The sequence below is a fragment of the Kitasatospora albolonga genome (genome assembly GCF_039535905.1).
Classification (GTDB): domain Bacteria; phylum Actinomycetota; class Actinomycetes; order Streptomycetales; family Streptomycetaceae; genus Kitasatospora; species Kitasatospora albolonga.
Window position 1 is genome coordinate 1 of the sequence record NZ_BAAAYB010000071.1, and the last position, 16795, is coordinate 16795.

At 75.6% G+C, this 16795-nt stretch carries 13 protein-coding genes and 2 pseudogenes; 10 read left to right on the top strand and 5 right to left on the bottom strand.

The annotated features are described in order from the left end of the window. Window positions 1-363 (bottom strand): annotated as a pseudogene (locus ABD946_RS17305) (acyltransferase domain-containing protein); the annotation flags it as partial. A gap of 303 nt (window positions 364-666) precedes the next feature. On the opposite strand from ABD946_RS17305, the gene ABD946_RS17310 reads away from it, so the two are divergent. Both ABD946_RS17310 and ABD946_RS17315 read left to right on the top strand, forming a co-directional pair. Beyond that, window positions 667-2040: a tetratricopeptide repeat protein gene (locus ABD946_RS17310; protein ID WP_345284531.1), complete on the top strand. Its 1374-nt coding sequence runs from the start codon at window positions 667-669 to the stop codon at window positions 2038-2040. 48 nt (window positions 2041-2088) lie between these two features. Beyond that, window positions 2089-3195 carry a hypothetical protein gene (locus tag ABD946_RS17315; RefSeq protein ID WP_345284533.1) on the top strand — a complete coding sequence of 369 codons (1107 nt, stop codon included), beginning with the start codon at window positions 2089-2091 and terminating at the stop codon, window positions 3193-3195. Window positions 3196-3255: 60 nt separating this feature from the next. Here the strand turns inward: ABD946_RS17315 and ABD946_RS17320 are convergent, their stop codons facing one another. Beyond that, entirely contained in the window at window positions 3256-4269 is a 1014-nt protein-coding gene (locus ABD946_RS17320) for an ADP-ribosylglycohydrolase family protein (protein ID WP_345284535.1), read from the bottom strand. A gap of 56 nt (window positions 4270-4325) precedes the next feature. After that, on the bottom strand, window positions 4326-5084 hold the full coding sequence (locus ABD946_RS17325; RefSeq protein ID WP_345284537.1) for a DeoR/GlpR family DNA-binding transcription regulator: 759 nt from the start codon (window positions 5082-5084) through the stop codon (window positions 4326-4328). A 48-nt stretch (window positions 5085-5132) separates the two neighbouring features. On the opposite strand from ABD946_RS17325, the gene ABD946_RS17330 reads away from it, so the two are divergent. Further along, window positions 5133-5819: an NUDIX domain-containing protein gene (locus tag ABD946_RS17330; RefSeq protein ID WP_345284539.1), complete on the top strand. Its 687-nt coding sequence runs from the start codon at window positions 5133-5135 to the stop codon at window positions 5817-5819. Window positions 5820-5869: 50 nt separating this feature from the next. Here ABD946_RS17330 and ABD946_RS17335 read toward each other — a convergent pair whose 3' ends face one another. After that, the gene (locus ABD946_RS17335) at window positions 5870-6616 is read right to left on the bottom strand and encodes an ANTAR domain-containing protein (protein ID WP_345284541.1); all 747 of its coding nucleotides are present in this window, start codon (window positions 6614-6616) and stop codon (window positions 5870-5872) included. 741 nt (window positions 6617-7357) lie between these two features. On the opposite strand from ABD946_RS17335, the gene lanKC reads away from it, so the two are divergent. From lanKC to ABD946_RS17370, 7 genes and pseudogenes are all read left to right on the top strand, one after another. Then, window positions 7358-9973 carry a class III lanthionine synthetase LanKC gene (lanKC, locus tag ABD946_RS17340; protein WP_345284543.1) on the top strand — a complete coding sequence of 872 codons (2616 nt, stop codon included), beginning with the start codon at window positions 7358-7360 and terminating at the stop codon, window positions 9971-9973. Window positions 9974-10130: 157 nt separating this feature from the next. Continuing rightward, window positions 10131-10256, top strand: a complete 126-nt coding sequence (locus tag ABD946_RS17345) for a SapB/AmfS family lanthipeptide (protein WP_345284545.1) — start codon at window positions 10131-10133, stop codon at window positions 10254-10256. Window positions 10257-10336: 80 nt separating this feature from the next. Further along, complete coding sequence (locus tag ABD946_RS17350) at window positions 10337-12157, top strand: ATP-binding cassette domain-containing protein (RefSeq protein ID WP_345284547.1); 1821 nt, start codon at window positions 10337-10339, stop codon at window positions 12155-12157. Next, complete coding sequence (locus tag ABD946_RS17355; RefSeq protein ID WP_345284548.1) at window positions 12154-13818, top strand: ATP-binding cassette domain-containing protein; 1665 nt, start codon at window positions 12154-12156, stop codon at window positions 13816-13818. The genes ABD946_RS17350 and ABD946_RS17355 overlap by 4 nt, the downstream gene beginning before the upstream one ends. 112 nt (window positions 13819-13930) lie before the next feature. Further along, a complete protein-coding gene (locus ABD946_RS17360) occupies window positions 13931-14395 on the top strand; it encodes a hypothetical protein (protein WP_345284549.1) in 465 nt (154 codons plus the stop codon). A gap of 158 nt (window positions 14396-14553) precedes the next feature. Then, entirely contained in the window at window positions 14554-15426 is an 873-nt protein-coding gene (locus ABD946_RS17365; protein ID WP_345284550.1) for an aldo/keto reductase, read from the top strand. A gap of 38 nt (window positions 15427-15464) precedes the next feature. Beyond that, window positions 15465-16128, top strand: a pseudogene (locus ABD946_RS17370) (NADPH-dependent F420 reductase). Between the two features lie 83 nt (window positions 16129-16211). On the opposite strand, the gene ABD946_RS17375 reads toward ABD946_RS17370, so the two are convergent. Next, complete coding sequence (locus ABD946_RS17375) at window positions 16212-16712, bottom strand: MarR family winged helix-turn-helix transcriptional regulator (RefSeq protein WP_345284552.1); 501 nt, start codon at window positions 16710-16712, stop codon at window positions 16212-16214. Window positions 16713-16795 lie beyond the last annotated feature (83 nt).

Genomic DNA, 16795 nt, shown 5'->3' on the forward strand with positions numbered 1-16795 from the left:
CAGCGCGGGGATCTCCCCGAAGCTGACGGAGACGAACCGGCCGGCGATCAGCCCGTCCTCCTCCAGGGCCCGGTGCACGGCCAGGCAGACGCCGAACTGGGCGAGTTGGAGCGTGCCGGGCATCTCCGAGGCCAGCTCCCGGGCGCTCGGCGGGGTGGCCGCCGCGAGCCTGGGGCCGACCGGCGCGACACCGAGTTCGGCGACGGCCCGGTCCGCCTCCTCGAACACCTCGGCCAGGGCGCGCCGCAGGGAGGGCGCGGCGGGCAGGGTCCGGAGCAGCGGCCCGAGGCCGAAGTCGCCCTGGCCGGGGAAGAGGTGGACGGTGGCCGCCCGGGCGGCCACGGGCCGTGGTGCCTTGCTCATCGCGGAGTTCCCTCCCATCCGGGGCGCGCACCTCGGCACACCCGGTCACCTCGATGGTGCGACCTGCCGGGCGCCCCGTGCGGCTTCCCCGGTCACTGGGGCGTCAAGAGTTCCGCCCCGTCAATTCCCGCCCGTTTTGCCCACCTTGCCCACCCGATGCCCTAACCTCTTCGTAGGCGTGCGGAGTCGTGCGGCGCCCAGGCCTCGTGCCGCGGTGACCGCTGCCGCGCGCCCGCGCACACCGCGGCCCTCCCCAGCGACGGCCGCGGCAGCTCCGACGACCCGTCGAGGAGGTGCAGGCGGGTGGCAGTCCACCGCGTCCCGAACGTCCGTCTCCGAGAACTCCTGCTCGAATCCCGCTGGACCGGTGCCCAGTTGGCCCGCGCGGTCAACCGGATCGGCGCCGAGTCCGGCCTACGGGGCGTCGCCTACCAGCGCGCCTCGGTCCACCAGTGGCTGACCGGCACCCAACCCCGGCGCCCGGTCGCCCACTTGGTCTGCGCCGCGCTCACCGAACGCCTCGGCCGCCCGGTCGGCCCGGCCGAGGCCGGCTTCGAGGGAAGCCGCGCCGACAGCGGCGCGAACGGCGCACCTCCCGCCAACCCCCGTTCCCTGCTCACCCACCTGGCCACCGCCGCCCTCAGCCCCGACCGGGGCGGCAGCGTGCTCGCCTACCAGCCGGCCGCCGGGGCCCGACTGTCCGCCGAAGCCCGGACGGCGGAGCGGGCGCCCGCCCTCCCGTACCCCGCCGCTCCACCTGGCCCGTTCCCAGACGACGGCCACCCGCCGCCGGACCCCCACGTCCTCACCCTCCTCCTGCCCGTCTTCTCCTCCGCCGACCTGATCCGCGGCGGCGGCCACGCCCGCACCGCACTCGCCGCCTTCCTCTCCTCCGCCGTCCCCGACATGCTCGCCGCCGCGTCCTCGCCCGTGCGGCACACGGAGGTGCTGGCGGCCGCCTCGCGGCTGAGCTACCTCTGCGCGTTCATGCACTTCGACGACGAACTCAACGGCCTGGCCCTGCACTTCTACCGCTTCGGCCTGGAGCTGGCCCGCCAGTGCGGCGACCTGACGGCCCAGGCCATGACCCTCCGGGCGATGGCCGCCCAGGCCTACGAACTCCACCACCCGCGGGAGAGCCTCGACCTGGCCCGGGCGGCCGCCGGCATCCGCCTCCCCGCCTCCGCGATCCGCGTGCGGGCCTCCGTCCTCGGCCAGCTCGCCCTCGCCGAGGCCGCCACCGGCGACCGCGCCGCCGCCCGCCGGCACATCCACGAGGCCTTCGACCTGCTCCCCCGCATCGAGGGCCCGGCCCCTCCGGTCGGCGACTACCACCGCGCGGCCTGGGACCACCACCACGCCCTGGTGCAGGCCGAGTCGGGCGATCTCGGCGGAGCCATCAAGTCCCTGGAGACCTCCGCCGCGCGCCGCCCCCGCACCGAGACCCGCTCGCACGCCCTGGTCCTCGCCAAGCTGGCGGAGCGTCAGCTCACCGCCGGCCGCCTCGACGCCGCCTGCTCCACCTGGCACCAGTTCCTGGACGTCTACCCCCACCTCTCCTCCCGCCGCGCCCACTCCGCCGCCGCCCGCCTGCACCGCGGCCTGCTCCCCCACCGCCGCCGCCACCCCGCCGACCACCTCCTCCAGCGCGCCACCGCCCTCCGGCTCCCCTCGTGACGGCGACCCGCCGTCGGTGTCGTCCGGGGCCGGTGCGATGCTGGCCCGATGTCGAACGAACTGGTGCGGATGCGGGAGTCGGCCGCCGCCTGGCAGGAGCTGCGGTACGAGCGGGCCGTCGGCGCGGACGGGTACGAGTACGACCGCAACGCGGCGCGGCGGGCGCAGGTGCTCTGGGCCCTGCAGTACGACCGGCGGCCGGGAGACCTGGAGTTGGTCCGCTGGCTCGCCGGGCAGGAGGCGGAGTGCCGACGGGAGGCACCGTTCCAGGGACTGACCGAGGAGACCACGCTGGCCGGACTGCTGCTCGCCGAGTACCGGGTGGTCGAGGACGTCTGGCAGCAGTGGGAGATCAAGCGGGCCAACTTCGACACCTGGTGCGGCTACGACGTCCAGGCGGTCTGCGCGGCGGGCGTGGAGGCCACTCTCGCCCACGTCCGCGCGGGCGAACACCCGGAGCGGGAGGCCCTGCTGGAGCGGCTGCTCGGCGAGGACGGGAAGCCGTGTGTCTCCGAGCAGGAGGTGACCGACTGGTTCCCGTTCATACGCAGGCGCTTCCCGGTCGACCCGGCGGAGGAGGACCCGATCACCCTGGTCGAGCGCGCCCGGATGAGCGGCGAGACCGAGCGCGCCCGGGAGTTGCTGGACGCCTGGGCCACCGGGCAGGAGCGGGACGCGGACACCCTTCGCGAACTCCGCTACCACCTGGCCGAGTTGGGTGACTATGCGGAGGCGGCTCGGGTACGGCGCGAGTCCCTGTCGTTCGCCGAGGGCGCCCGCGACCGGGCCTTCGGCTGGCAGGACCTGGCCGGGCTGGAGCGCCGGGCCGGGCAGCACCCGGCGGCCTGGGAGGCGCTGACCGAGTGCCGCCGGGCCCTGACGGACGTCTCCGAGTGGTGGGAGTACGGCCTCGGCCGGACGTACGTCGAGGAGCTCTTCCTCCTCGCGGGCAGCGCCGACGCCACCCTCGCCCCCGCCGTCTTCGCCGAGGCCGACCGGCAGGCCGCCGAGATACCGCCCCTCGCACTGGTCACCCTCCGGGCCGCCGTCGCGGCCGCCGCCCACGTCGGTGACGCGGCCCGCGAAGAGCACTACCGGACCCTCGCCGCACAGGAGCAGCAGCGCATCGACGACGGCTTTCCCGACGAGGACTGAGCCCCCTCGGTCAGGCGCCGGGCCGAGGTGCGTCTCGGCCCGGGCCGCGCCCGCCCCCGCTCAGGCGCCGGGCTGAGCCCGCGTCAGAAGGGCGTCGGCCATCTCGGTGATCAGCGCGCGGCCCTCGACCACCGCCAGCCAGTCGGCGGGGAGGGCCGCCGCGCCGTACAGGGCACCGACCAGGTTGCCGCAGACCGCGCCGGTGGAGTCGCTGTCACCGGAGTGGTTGACGGCGAGCAGCAGGGCCGAGCGGGCGTCGGTGGTGGTCAGGGCGCAGTACACCGCGATGGCCAGGCACTCCTCGGCGATCCAGCCCAGTCCGACCCGTTCGACGGCCTCCGCCGACGGCGGGCCCTCGGCGGCGATGCGCACCGCCCGGTCCAGGGCCTCGACGGTCTCCGCCGCGTTCGGGTGGCGCTCCAGCGTCTCGACGGCCGCGGCGAGCGCCTCGGGCAGCGGCAGACCGGCCGCCACCCGGTCGACCAGGGCGGCGAAGGCGCCGGCCGCCAGTTGGCCGGTGGGGTGGCCGTGGGTCAGTTGGGCGCACTGGGCGGCCAGTTCGAAGGACGCGTCGGGGCCGAGGCCGAGCAGGCCGAAGGGGGCGGAGCGCATCACGGTGCCGCAGCCCTTGGAGTGCCCGTTCACCGGCCCGACCTGCCCGGTCGCGACCGGCGGGACGAACTCCGGGTGCTCCTCCAGTCCGCTCAGGCAGGCGTTGCCGGGGGCCCGGCGGGCGTAGAGGAAGGCGTGCGCCAGCAGGGGCGATGCGGGCTGCGGGCCCGGGCCCTCCCGACGCTGGGTCAGCAGCCAGTGCCGGTAGGAGCGGTGCAGGTCGGCCGGGGTGCCGCCGGCCAGCAGGCCCTCGACCGTGAACAGGGTCATCTGGGTGTCGTCGGTGATGTCCCCGGCCCGGTCGCCCGGGCGGTCGGCGGCCCGCAGGCCGGTCACGCCCAGGGGGCCGTAGTCGTCGCGGATGCGGTCCAGGCGGCGGAACTCCACCGGCCAGCCCAGCGCGTCGCCGAGGGCGCCGCCGAGCAGGGAGCCGTGCACGCGGTCGGAGGGGGAAATGGTCATCCGCAGACGGTACGCGGTGGGCGCTCCGGAGCGGGAGTGATTTCCGTGACCTGCCGTCAGGGGGCGGACCGGACGTCCACGCCGAGGGCGGTGAGCCCGGCGACCACCGGGTGCAGGGGGGCGGCGTCGGTGAGCACGGCGGTGACCTTCTCCCAGGGGAGGACCCGGTACGGGGAGGCGGTGCCGAGCTTCTCCGAGGAGGCCAGGACGTAGGTGTCGGCGGCCCGCCCGGCGAGGGCGCGCTTCATCGCGGCCTCGTCGGCGTCGGCGGTGGTCAGCCCGGCCTCGGGGTGGACGCCGGTGACGCCGAGCAGGCAGAGCTCGGCGGAGACGTTCTGGGCGGCCTCCACCGCGGCGGCGCCGCAGGTGACGGCGGAGTGCTTGAAGACCCGGCCTCCGAGCAGGTAGATCTCCGCACCCTGATGGTCGATCAGGGCGGTGGCGACGGTCGGACTGTGGGTGATGACGGTGCAGCCGAGGTCCTTGGGGAGGGCCCGGGCCACCGCGAGGGCGGTGGTGCCGCCGTCCAGGATGACCGAGCCGCCCGGCCGGACCAGCGCGGCGGCCGCGGCCGCCACCCTCCGCTTGCCGTCGGGGGCGACGGCCTGCCGCGCCCCGTAGTCGGCCACGGCCGGGGAGACCGGCAGCGCGCCGCCGTAGACCCGCTGGCACAGCCCCTCGGCCGCGAGGTCGCGCAGGTCGCGGCGGACGCTGTCCTCCGAGATGCCCAGGTCGACGGCGACCTCCTTGGCCACCACCTTGCCGGTGCGGGCGAGCAGTTCCAGCAGGTGGTCGCGCCGTTCGGCAGCCAGCATCCTCGTTCCTTCCTGTTCTTGCACGATTCTGCATGTATCGTAACCGCCATGACCGAACAGCCGACACCCGGCCCTCCGCTGCCCGGCACCGACACCCCCGACCACCGCGGCCGCACCGGTCTCCACCTGGCCGGCCGTGACCTCGACCGCAACGCCGGCGTCCGGGTCCGCGAGGTCGAGCTCACCTCCCGCGGCTGGCACGTCCTGCGCCGCACCACCTTCGACTACCGGCGCCGGGACGGGCGTTGGGAGAGCCAGCAGCGCGAGACCTACGACCGGGGCAACGGCGCGGTGGTCCTGCCGTACGACGCGGAGCGCGGCCTCGTGCTGCTCACCCGGCAGTTCCGCTACCCCGCCTACGTCAACGGCCACCCGGACGGGATGCTGATCGAGGCGGCGGCGGGCCTGCTGGACGCGGACGACCCGGAGACCGCGGTCCGCCGGGAGAGCGCCGAGGAGCTCGGCGTCGAACTCGGGCCGCTCACCCACCTGTTCGACTCCTACATGAGTCCGGGCTCGGTCACCGAACGCCTGCACTTCTTCGCCGCCCCCTACACCGCGGCCGACCGCACCGGCACCGGCGGCGGCCTGGAGGAGGACGGCGAGGACATCGAGGTCCTCGAAGTCCCCTTCACCGAAGCCCTCGCGATGACCCTCGACGGCCGGATCTCCGACGGCAAGACCGTGATGCTGCTCCAGTGGGCAGCCCTGCACGGCCCGTTCCGGCCGACCTGACGCCGGGGTCATCAAACCGACGGCCTGACACCGAGGGGCCTGACGTCACCTCAGGCCGGCGGGAGCAGCGGCAGCGGCGCGTCCGGCGGGGTGCGCAGGACGGCGGTGGCGAGGTCGGTGAGGCGCTGGCCGCGGGAGCGGGCGGAGCTGCGGAGGAGTTCGAAGGCCGCGTCCGGGGTGGTCGAGAGGCGGTGGGCCAGGAAGCCCTTGGCCTGTTCGATGACCACCCGGTTGGCCAGGGCGGTCCTCAACTGCTCGGCGGTACGCGCCTGGTGGCGGGCGGTCTGCTCGCGCAGCACGCCGATCGCGGTCACCTCGGCGAAGGCCCGCAGCACCCGCAGCGGGTCCGGGGCCAGCGCCGCCTCGGAGTCGGCGTAGAGGCCGAGCCCGCCGAGCACCCGCTCGCGGTGCCGCAGCGGCAGGCCGACTGCTGCCCGGGCCCCGGAGCGTCCGGCGGCGGCGGCGAACAGCGGCCAGTCCACCGGGTCCTGGCTGGCCAGGAAGCGGGCCTCGCGGCCGCTGCGCAGGCAGGCCACCGCCGCCCCCTGGCCGCTCTCGGCCTCCACTCCGCCGAGCAGCCGGGCCCGTCCGTCCGTCGCGGCGGCGCAGTGCAGGCTTCCGCCGGTGCCGGTCAGCACCACCGCCACCGAGGCGACGGAGGCGACCGAGGCCATCGAGAGGAGGCCGGCGGCGCACTCGGCGAGCCGGCCGAGGTGTCCGACCACGTCGAAGTCCTCACCGAAGGTGTCGGCCAGCTCGACCAGCGCGCGCAGCACCCGCTCGTCACATCCCGCCAAGGCGCACCTCCCGCCGCCCGGTCACCGACCACGCGGTCGCCGGACACCCCGCAACCGGCCGGCCGCCCGCCCGCCACCGTCGCTCCCGCCGCCGACATCGGGTCCTGTCCTGCTGGTCGGGCCGGTCCATCCGTCCACCTCCGGGTCCGTGGCGCACTGCGGCCTGACGGCCGGTCACCATCCCTACCAGCAGGCTGCTCACCATCCCATCGGATGATCAGGGTGGGCCGGGTGCGTTCGCGGGGCCCGTCACCACGGCGGGCAGCGCCGGGGCTCGCACGCACGCCTCCCGCGCCGCCGGTGCGCCGGTCGGATCTCGGACACCGGCGGCCGGGCGGGTGCTCCGGTCCGGAGCCGTGCGCTCCGCCGAACCGGCGATGTGCGCCCGCCCGCCGGCCGGTCCCGACGGGCGGCCGCCCGGCCGGGAGAACGCTCCCCCACGACACCGTTGCCGTCGGCAAATGCCACGAACCCACCGCCGCCGGACCCACCAGCAGCGGATCCGACGATCAGTCGCACACGATGCTCCCGAGCACTCCCGTCCGTCCCGTGCTCCTGGCATGCGCCCGCCGAATCCGGCCAACCCCGTCAGGACCACTGGCGAGTTGCGCACCGGCCCCCCCAGACTCTCGGTGGGCGGTTCACCCCCGGCCCGGACCGGATTCCCGAGGCACTCCCTCGGCCCGCGTCCCGGCCCCGCTGGACCTTCGCCCCGCGCTCTCTCGCCGGCACCCGGACCCCGTGCCGTTCTTCCCGGCCCAGCGCCCCTCCCCCGCGCCCGGTCCGGTGCCGTCCTCCGTCAGCCACGCGCCCTGGAGCGATCCGATGGACATGCGCTACGAGGCGTACTCCTACGCCGATCCGGTCTTCTACGACTCACCGGTCCAGTGGGCCGCCCGCGAGGAGTTCCCCGCGACCGCCGAGCCCGCACCGCCCGGTTGGGTGCGCAACCTGCGCGAGGTGTGGGTGGGCCACCGGCCCGCGGACCTGCCGATCCCCGAGCAGGGGTGGAAGGTGCACGTCTCCGCCCGCCCGGAGAACGCCCAGCGCATCCTGGACGTGGTGCGCCCGTACTGCCACGCGAACGGGCTGGCCTTCAAGTTCCTCCGGAGCCCGGTCCTGGTGCAGACCCAGAACGCCAAGTACGCCGCCCGCGGCTCCAGCGGCAAGTTCATGACGCTCTACCCGGTGGACGACGGCCAGTTGGGCCGATGTCTGACCGAGCTGGACGAGGCGCTGGACGGTGCCCCCGGCCCGTACGTGCTCAGTGACCTCCGCTGGCGCAGGGGGCCGCTCTACCTGCGCTACGGCGCGTTCACCGAGCAGTTCTGCCGCAACGAGGAGGGCGAGCTGGTGCTCGCACTGCGCGAACCCTCCGGCCGGCTGCGGCCGGACGTGCGAAGGGCCGCCTTCGACCTGCCCGACTGGGCACCGGTGCCGGAGGTCCTGCGCGAGACCGTCGCCGGGGCCGGCCGCGCCAGCCACGACGACGAGTTCCCGTTCACGGTGGAGCGGGCGCTGCACTTCTCCAACGGCGGCGGCATCTACCTGGCGCGGCCGGCGGCGGGCGGCGGCCCGGTGGTGCTCAAGGAGGGCCGCCCGTACGCGGGGCTGGACCAGCGCGGCGAGGACGCCGTCACCCGGCTCACCCGCGAGCAACGGGTGCTGGAGACGCTGGCCGGGCTCGACTCGGTGCCCGCCGTGCTCGGCGACCTGACGGCCTGGGAGCACCGCTTCCTGGTGCAGGAGTACGTCGAGGGCGAGGGCCTGCACAAGTGGTTCGGGCAGCGTTACCCGCTGGTGCACCCCGGCGCCGACGCGGCCACCGTCACGGCCTACCGGGACGAGGTGCTCGCGGTGCTCGGCGAGGTGGAGCGCGGGATGCGCGCCATCCACGGCCGGGGCATCGTCTTCGGCGACCTGCACCCGCGCAACCTGATCGTCCGCGACGACGGCTCGGTGGTCTTCGTCGACTTCGAACTCGCCTCCCCCGCCGAGGCGTTCGTCCGCCCCGCGCTCGGCGCGGCCGGGTTCGCCCCGCCGGCCGGCCTGACCGGCTTCGCCATCGACGAGCACGCGCTGGCCGCGCTGCGGCTCTGGGCCTTCCTGCCGCTGCTGCCGCTCAGCGTGCTGCACCCGGCCAAGGGCACCGCCCTGGTCCGGGAGGCCGAGGCGCGGTTCGACCTGCCCGCCGGCTACCTCTCCTTCCCTGCCTGCTCCGATCCGGCCCAGGAGCTCGAACTCGCCGCTGTGGAGGCGCTGTTCGACGGTGAGACGGCGAGCTGGCCCCGGCTGCGCGAGGAGCTGGTGGCCGCGATCACCGCGAGCGCCACCCCCGAACGGGAGGACCGGCTCTTCCCGGGCGACCCGGCCCAGTTCACCCACGACGGGCTCGGCCTGTCCTACGGTGCGGCCGGGGTCCTGTGGGCGCTGCACGCCGTCGGGGCCGAACCCGCCCCGGAGCACCTGGCCTGGCTGCTCGACGCGGTGCGGCGGGAACCCTGCCGGCCCGGCCTGTTCGTCGGCGCGCACGGCACCGCCTGGGCGCTGGAGCGGCTCGGCCACCGGGACGCCGCGCTCGACCTGCTCCACCGCCTGGAGAAGGACGACCCCGAGGGCCGCGGCGCCGACCTCTCCTCCGGCGCGGCCGGCATCGGCCTGGCCCAGCTGCACTTCGCCCGGCTGACCGGCGACCGCGAGCTGTTCACGGCCGCCGCCCGGAGCGCCGACCAGGCCGTCCTGGCCCTGCGGCTGGGCGGGCCCGCCCCGAAGGGCGCCCGCGCCGGGCTGCTGCACGGGGCGAGCGGCACCGCGCTGCTGCTCCTGGCGCTGCACGAGGAGACCGGCCGGCCGCAGCTGCTCGACCTGGCCCGCGCCGCGCTCGACCGGGACCTGGAGCGGTGCGTCCTCGCCGAGGACGGCACGCTCCAGGTCGACGACGGCAGCCGGGTGTTGCCCTACCTGGAGGCCGGCAGCGCGGGCATCGCCGCGGTGGCCCGGGCGCTGCTGGGGCTGCGCCCGGACGAGCAACTGGCCGAACGGGTCGGCCTGATCCGGGCGGCGGCGGAACCGGAGTTCATCGTCCAGCCGAACCTCTTCAACGGCCGCGCCGGGCTGATCGCCCTGCTCGCGCAGGAACGTTCCACCGACGGCCGGACGGACGACCGCACCGAGGAGCTGATCGCCCGTCACGTCCGCCGCCTGGCCTGGCACGTGCTGCCGCACCGCGGCCACCCGGCCTTCCCCGGTGAGCAGCTGCTGCGCCTGTCGATGGACCTGGCGACCGGGACCGCCGGCGTGCTCACCGCCCTGGCCTCGGTGTACGACGGCACCGCACCGATGCCCTTCTGGCCCTGAGGCACCCGAGGGCCCCTGCTGCCCTCGCGCCGCTCGCGCCCCTCGCTCCGACGGGCCTCCGGGCCCGCGGCCCCGTCGCGGCCGGGTCATGCCGCCCCACCAGTTTCCGGCGACCGCCGGGAAGCCCACGCTCCACCCAGTACCGAAGGAGACAGCCATGGCGATCCTCGACCTGCAGGCCCTGGAGACCCCCGAGGAGACCACCGAGTACCGCTCGGTCATCAGCTCCCTGTCCGTGGTGAACTGCACCAACAGCACCGTCAGCACGGTGCTCTGCGTCTGATCCACCCCGCCGGCCGTGCGGTCCGCCGCACGGCCAGCTCCGGCGTTCCCGCTCCCCGTCGCCGCCACCCAGGAGCGCCCGTGCCGCTGCCGCGCACCTCCCGTCCCTCGCCCCTCCGTCCGGTCCTCCGACTGGGCCGCCGCTGGACCGCGCTGCTGGCCCTCGCCGTGGCCGCCAGCACCACCTGCACCCTGCTGCTGCCGCGCACCCTGGCCCGCGCGGTCGACCGCACCCTGGCCGGTGACGACCACCGGGCGGGGATGTCCGCCGGGGCCCAACTGGTCCTCCTGGTCGTGGTGTTCGCGCTCGCCGAGTCGGCCGCCCAGTTCGCGGCGCCGCGCGGGGCGGCCGCCGTCACGGCCGCGCTGCGGGGGGCGACGGTACGCCACCTGGCCGCCGCCGGGCCCGGCCCGGTGGGCCCCCGTACCGGCGAGCGCCCGGCGGCCGGAGACCTCGCGGCCCGGCTGACCGGCAGCGCCCCGCTGGCCGGGCTGGCCGGCGCCGCCGTGGTGTACACCGCCGCCCAGCTGGTGACCGGCCTCGGCGCCGTGGCGGGGCTGTTCCTGCTCGCCCCGTGGCCCGCCCTCGCCTTCCTGGTGGCCGCCCCGCTGGGGTGGTGGCTGGTGCGCCGTCAGGTCGGCCGCACCGCCCGCCACGGCGAGGCGTACCAGGTGGCGCAGGGCGAGATCGCCAACCGCCTGGTCGAGGCCCTCCGGGGCGCGCGGAGCATCCGCGCCGCCGGCTCCGAGGAGACCGAACTCGCCCGTGTGCTCGGCCCGTTGCCGGAGATGTCGCGACACGGCCACGGCCTCTGGTCCAGCCAGCGCGAGACCGCCTGGAAGGTCGGGCTGCTCGCGCCCGCCACCCACGTGGCCGTCCTGGCCGCCGCCGGGGCCGAGCTGGCGGCCGGGCGGCTGAGCCCCGGCGGACTGGCCGCCGCGCTGGCCTACGCGACCGTCGGGCTGGGCGGGTTCGGCGCCGCCCAGAGCCTGTTGGACCTGGCCCGGGCCCGATCGGGCGCGGTCCGGATCGCCGAACTCACCGCCGCACCGGCGCCGTTGGCCGGAGTCCGGCCACTGCCGGCCGGGGCGGGCCGCCTGGAGCTCCACGAGGTGGCGCTGGCGCCGCTGCTGGTGGGCCTCAACCTCACGCTGCCGGGCAGGAGTTGGGTCGCCGTGGTGGGATCGGACGACAGCGCGACCTCCGCACTGGCCGCCCTCGCCGCCGGGCTCACGGCCCCCGACACCGGCCGGGTACGGCTGGACGGGGCCGACCTGGGCGCCATCCGGCCGGACCGGCTGCGCGGCGCCGTCGCGGTGGCCTTCGCCGACCCCGTCCTCTACGGCGACACCGTCGCGGAGGCCCTGGCCCTCGGCCGACCTGCGCCCGGCGAAGGCGAGTTGGAGCGGGCCGCCCGGGCCGCCGGGGCCGACGCCTTCCTGCGCCGCCTCCCCCTCGGCTACCGCACCCCGATGGCAGACGCCCCGCTCTCCGGCGGCGAGCGCCAGCGGATCGGCCTGGCCCGGGCGCTCTGCCGCCCCGCCCGCCTCCTCGTCCTGGACGACGCCACCGCGAGCCTGGACCGGGCCACCGAGGACGCCGTCCTGGACGCCCTCGCGGTGCACGCCGCCGGGCGGACCAGGCTCACCACCACCCGCAGCGCCGCGATCGCCGAACGGGCCGACCTGGTGGCGTGGTTGGAGGGTGGACGGATACGGGCGGTCGCCCCGCACCGGGTGCTGTGGGCACGGCGCGAGTACCGCGCGCTGTTCACCGTCGAGACCCCCGACGGACCTACGCCACCGACAGCTGCGCCCCTTCCGCCCGCCGAGCAGCCCGCCGCCGCACCGTCGGCCGAATCCGCCGTCCAGCCGTCGGTCGCGCCGGGGAGCCGCCGATGACCGCCTCACCCCGCCCCGCGCTCACCCTGCTCCGCTCCGCCCTCACCGGCAGCACCCGGGAGCTGGCGGCCCTGGCCGGCTGGACCGTGCTCTCCGCCGCCCCCGCCGCGCTCTCCGGCAAAGCCCTCTCCCTCGCCGTCGACCAGGGCTTCCTCGCCCACCGCCCCGGCCGAGCGGCTGCCTGGCTGGGCCTCTTCGCCGCCGCCGCACTGCTCTCCGCCTGGTCCACCCGCCGCGCCTACGGCCCGCTCGCCCGGACCGTCGAACCGGCCAGGGACCGGCTGTTGACCACCGCCTCGGCCGGACTGCTGCGCCGTGCCACCGGCGCACGCGGCCACAGCGACGGCGCGGCGGCCCTGGCGGTGGCCCAGGTGACCCGCCAGGTGGAGGCGGTCCGGGACGGCCTGGCCGGTCAACTCCTGCTGGTCTCGCACCTCCTGCTGACCGTCGCGGCCGTCCTGGTGGGCACGGCCGCCCTCGCCCCGGCCGCCGTGCCGCCGGTCGCCGCGCCCCTGCTGCTGGCGCTGCTGACCTTCGCCGCCCTCACCCCCCGGATGGCCCGACGGCAGCGCGAACTCTTCGTCACTGAGGAGGAGTTGGCCTCCTCAACGCTCGACGCCACGACGGCCCTGCGCGACCTGGTCGCCTGCGGCGCCGAACAGCGGGCCCTCGACCGGATCCTGGCCGACATCACCGCCAACGAGGCCGCCGGACGCGGACTGGCCCGCCTGGCCGCCGTCCGCCACCTGCTGGTCGCCCTCGGCGTGCACGGCCCGCTCGCCGTCCTGGTCCTGGCCGCACCCGTGCTGCTGCGCCACGGCCTGACTCCCGGCGGCCTGCTGGGAGCGCTGGCCTACCTGCTCGGCACCCTGGAGCCCGCCGTGCGCCTGCTGATGCAGGGCCTCGGCCCGTCCTGGCTGCGGATGACCGTCGCCGCCGGCCGCCTCGCCGCCACCACGTCCGCCGTCGTACCCCCGGCCCCGCACGCCCACGCCGTACCGGTCACCGGCGCGCCCGCCCTCGAACTGCGCGGCGCCGCCTTCTCCTACGGGGCCCACGCCGAACCGGTCTTCACCGACCTCGACCTGACGATCGAGGACGGCGGGTCCCTCGCCGTGGTCGGCCCCTCCGGCATCGGCAAGTCCACCCTGGCCGCCGTCGCGGCCGGCATCCTCCCGCCCGACCGGGGCGAGGTCCTGCTCTCCGGTCTGCCCGCCGAAGCGCTGCTCCCGGAGGAGCAGGCCGCCCTTCGCACCCTGCTGCCCCAGGACCCCTACGTCTTCACCGGAACCCTGCGCGCCAACCTCAGCTGGCCCGGCCCGCCCCGCTCCACCCCCGAACTCACCGAGGCCCTGAGCACCCTCGGCGCGGCGCACCTGGCCGACCGGCACGGCGGCCTCGACACCGTGCTCCCGGCCGCCGCCTTCTCTCCCGGCGAGCGCCAACTCCTCGCTCTGACCCGTGCCTTCCTCAGTCCGGCACGCCTGCTCGTCCTCGACGAAGCCACCAGCCACCTCGACGCCGCGGCCGCCCTCCACGTCGAGAACGCGCTGCGCCGACGCCCGGGTGCGATCGTCACCATCACCCACCACCCGTCCCAGGCCGCCCGCGCCGACCGGGTCCTCCACCTCGACCGGACCGCTTGGCGGATCACCGGCTGAGCGGCCGGCACCGGCAGCCGGAGCCGGGAAGGAGCTGCGACATGTCACCCGGACCTGACAGGCTGTCAGCTCCGATGCCGCCCAGGCTCCGAGACGAAGGACGTGCCCACTCATGACCGTCGAGATCCACCCCCGCCCGGTCCTGCGCGGGGCGCTCGCGCTGGCCATCGCAGCCCTGCTCTCGGCCGGCCTGGCCGGCTGTTCCTCCTCCGACGACGACTCCTTCAAGAGCTGGGTGGACAAGGGCGGCAAGGAGCACACCGTCACCCTGGGCACCGACATCCGCAAGCTGATACAGCTCAGCGGCCAGGGCGGTGGCAGCACCGTCATCGCGGGCTGCAAGGAGGTGCTCGACCACGTCGCAGCGGCAAAGGCGTACCGCGAGATTCCCGACGAGACCGCCCAGAAGTACTGGTCCAAGGCGCTGGACGAGACCGAGCGCACCGCCACCAACTGCGTGCAGAACAAGGCGACCGGCCTGACCGGCGGCCCGAAGCTCTCGGAGGCCGCCGAGGCGCAGAGCGCGTACAGCGCGCTGACCATCAGCATCGACCGGCTCTCCAAGACCAAGTCCTGACGGCTGCGGCTCCGTCCGGGCGACTGAACGGAGCACCGCAATGCTGCCGCAACACGGGAACATTCCCCGGAAGGTCTCGGTTCGGCATCCACGTGACGGGCAGCACGGCGCCCGTCGGACCGCTGACGCACCGTGAGACCGACCGATTGGAGTGCTCCATGAGCACCTCGTCCACCTCTCGTCCCGCCGACGCCTCGGGCACCTTCGCCCTGGGCGGCGACCTTCCCGTCAACCGGCTCGGCTTCGGCGCGATGCGCCTCACCGGGCCCGGGGTCTGGGGCGATCCGGAGGACCCGGCGGAGGCGGTGCGGGTGCTGCGCCGCGCGGTCGAGCTGGGTGTGACCTTCATCGACACCGCCGACTCCTACGGCCCGTTCATCAGCGAGAACCTGATCCGCCAGGCGCTGCGCCCGTACGCCGACGACCTGGTGATCGCCACCAAGGGCGGCCTGACCCGGACCGGCCCGAACGGCTGGCACCCGGTGGGCCGGCCCGAGTACCTGCGCCAGCAGGTCGAGTTGAGCCTGCGCCACCTCGGGCTGGAGCGGATCGACCTGTACCAGCTGCACCGGATCGACCCGCAGGTGCCGCTCGCCGACCAGCTCGGCGAGCTGGCGCAGCTCCAGCAGGAGGGCAAGATCCGCCACCTCGGCCTCTCCGAGGTCACCGTGGAGGAGCTGGAGGAGGCCCGCAAGCACGCCACCATCGTCTCCGTGCAGAACCGCTACAACCTGGTCGACCGCAGCTCCGAGCGGGTGCTCGACCACGTCACGGCCGAGGGCATCGCCTTCATCCCGTGGTTCCCGATCGCCACCGGCGAACTCGCGCGCCCGGGAAGCAAGTTGGACTCGATCGCGGCCCGCCTCGACGCCACCCCGGCCCAGCTCGCGCTGGCCTGGCTGCTGCGCCGCTCGCCGGTCGTGCTGCCGATCCCCGGCACCTCCCGGGTGGCCCACCTGGAGGAGAACCTCGGCGGCGCCCTGGTCACCCTGGACGACGCGGACTTCGCCGAGCTCAGCGCCCTCGCCTGACCCTCCTCCCCCCGACGTACGCGAACGGAGCACACCCCATGAAGATCGGCATCATCGGCGCGGGCCACATCGGCGGCAACCTCACCCGCCGCCTCAGCGCCCTCGGCCACGAGGTCTCGGTGGCCAACTCCCGTGGCCCGGAGACGCTTTCCGACCTGGCGGCCGAGACCGGCGCCACCCCCGTCCTCGCCACCGAGGCCGCGGCCGGTGCGGAGCTGGTCGTGGTGACCATCCCGCTGAAGAACATCCCCGACCTGCCGGACGACCTGTTCGCCGGCGCGGCCGAGGGCTTCGTGGTCATCGACACCAACAACTACTACCCGCGCAACCGCGACGGCCGGATCGCGGGCATCGAGGACGAGGGCGTCACCGAGAGCCGCTGGGTGGAGCGCCAGCTCGGCCACCCGGTGGTCAAGGCCTTCAACGGCACCTACGCCCAGGACATCCTCGACCGTCCCCTTCCCGCCGGCGACCCGGACCGGCTCGCCCTCCCGGTGGCCGGCGACGACGCGGCCGCCAAGCAGCTGGTCCGCGAGCTGATCGACACCCTCGGCTTCGACAGCGTCGACTCCGGCACCATCGACGAGTCCTGGCGCCAGCAGCCCGACACCCCCCGTCTACGGCCTGCGGGCCGGCGTCGAGGCCGTCACCAAGGCGCTCGCCGAGGCCTCCCCGGAGCGTCCGGAGAACTTCCGCGGCTGACCCGCCGTCACTCCCTCCCGGGCCGGGGCGCACCCACGCGTCCCGGCCCGGAGCCGTACCCGGGCGCCCGTGCGGGCCACCGGTCAGGGGGACGGCGGGGCCCCCGCGTCCCCGTCCCTGAGGTGGCCGTCCACGGTCGCGTTCAGGTCGGCCATGAACGCCTCGAACTGCTCCAGCAGCCGGGGCGGGTAGTGCGCCATCGTGGCGTCCAGGCGGCGGCCGAGCGGGCCGAAGAACTCGTCGGCGCGCTCGTGGATGTGCTCGCCGCTGCGCAGGGTGACGATGCGTCGGTCGGTGTGCTCGCGGGCCCGGGTGATGTGTCCCGCCGCTTCGAGGCGGTTGAGCAGCGCGGTGGTGGCGCCCGTGGACAGGGCGATCCGCTCGCTCAGGCGGGCCGGCGACAGCGGGGTGCCACGCTCCTCGGCGGCGGCGATCTCCAGCAGCGCGGTCGCGTCCGTGGAGTGCAGGCCGAGCCAGGCGGCGAAGCGCCGTCCGAGCTCGGCGTAGTGGCCCCCGTAGACCCGCAGCGATTCGGTCAACCGCTCCCGCTGCTGCGCGACACCGTCGTCCACGGCTTCCTCCATGCCGGCGGCCCTCCGCCGTTCTCTTCCCCGCGGTCCGGGTGGCCGCGCTTTGACAACCTACCGTCCCCGCTTTACCTTCACCA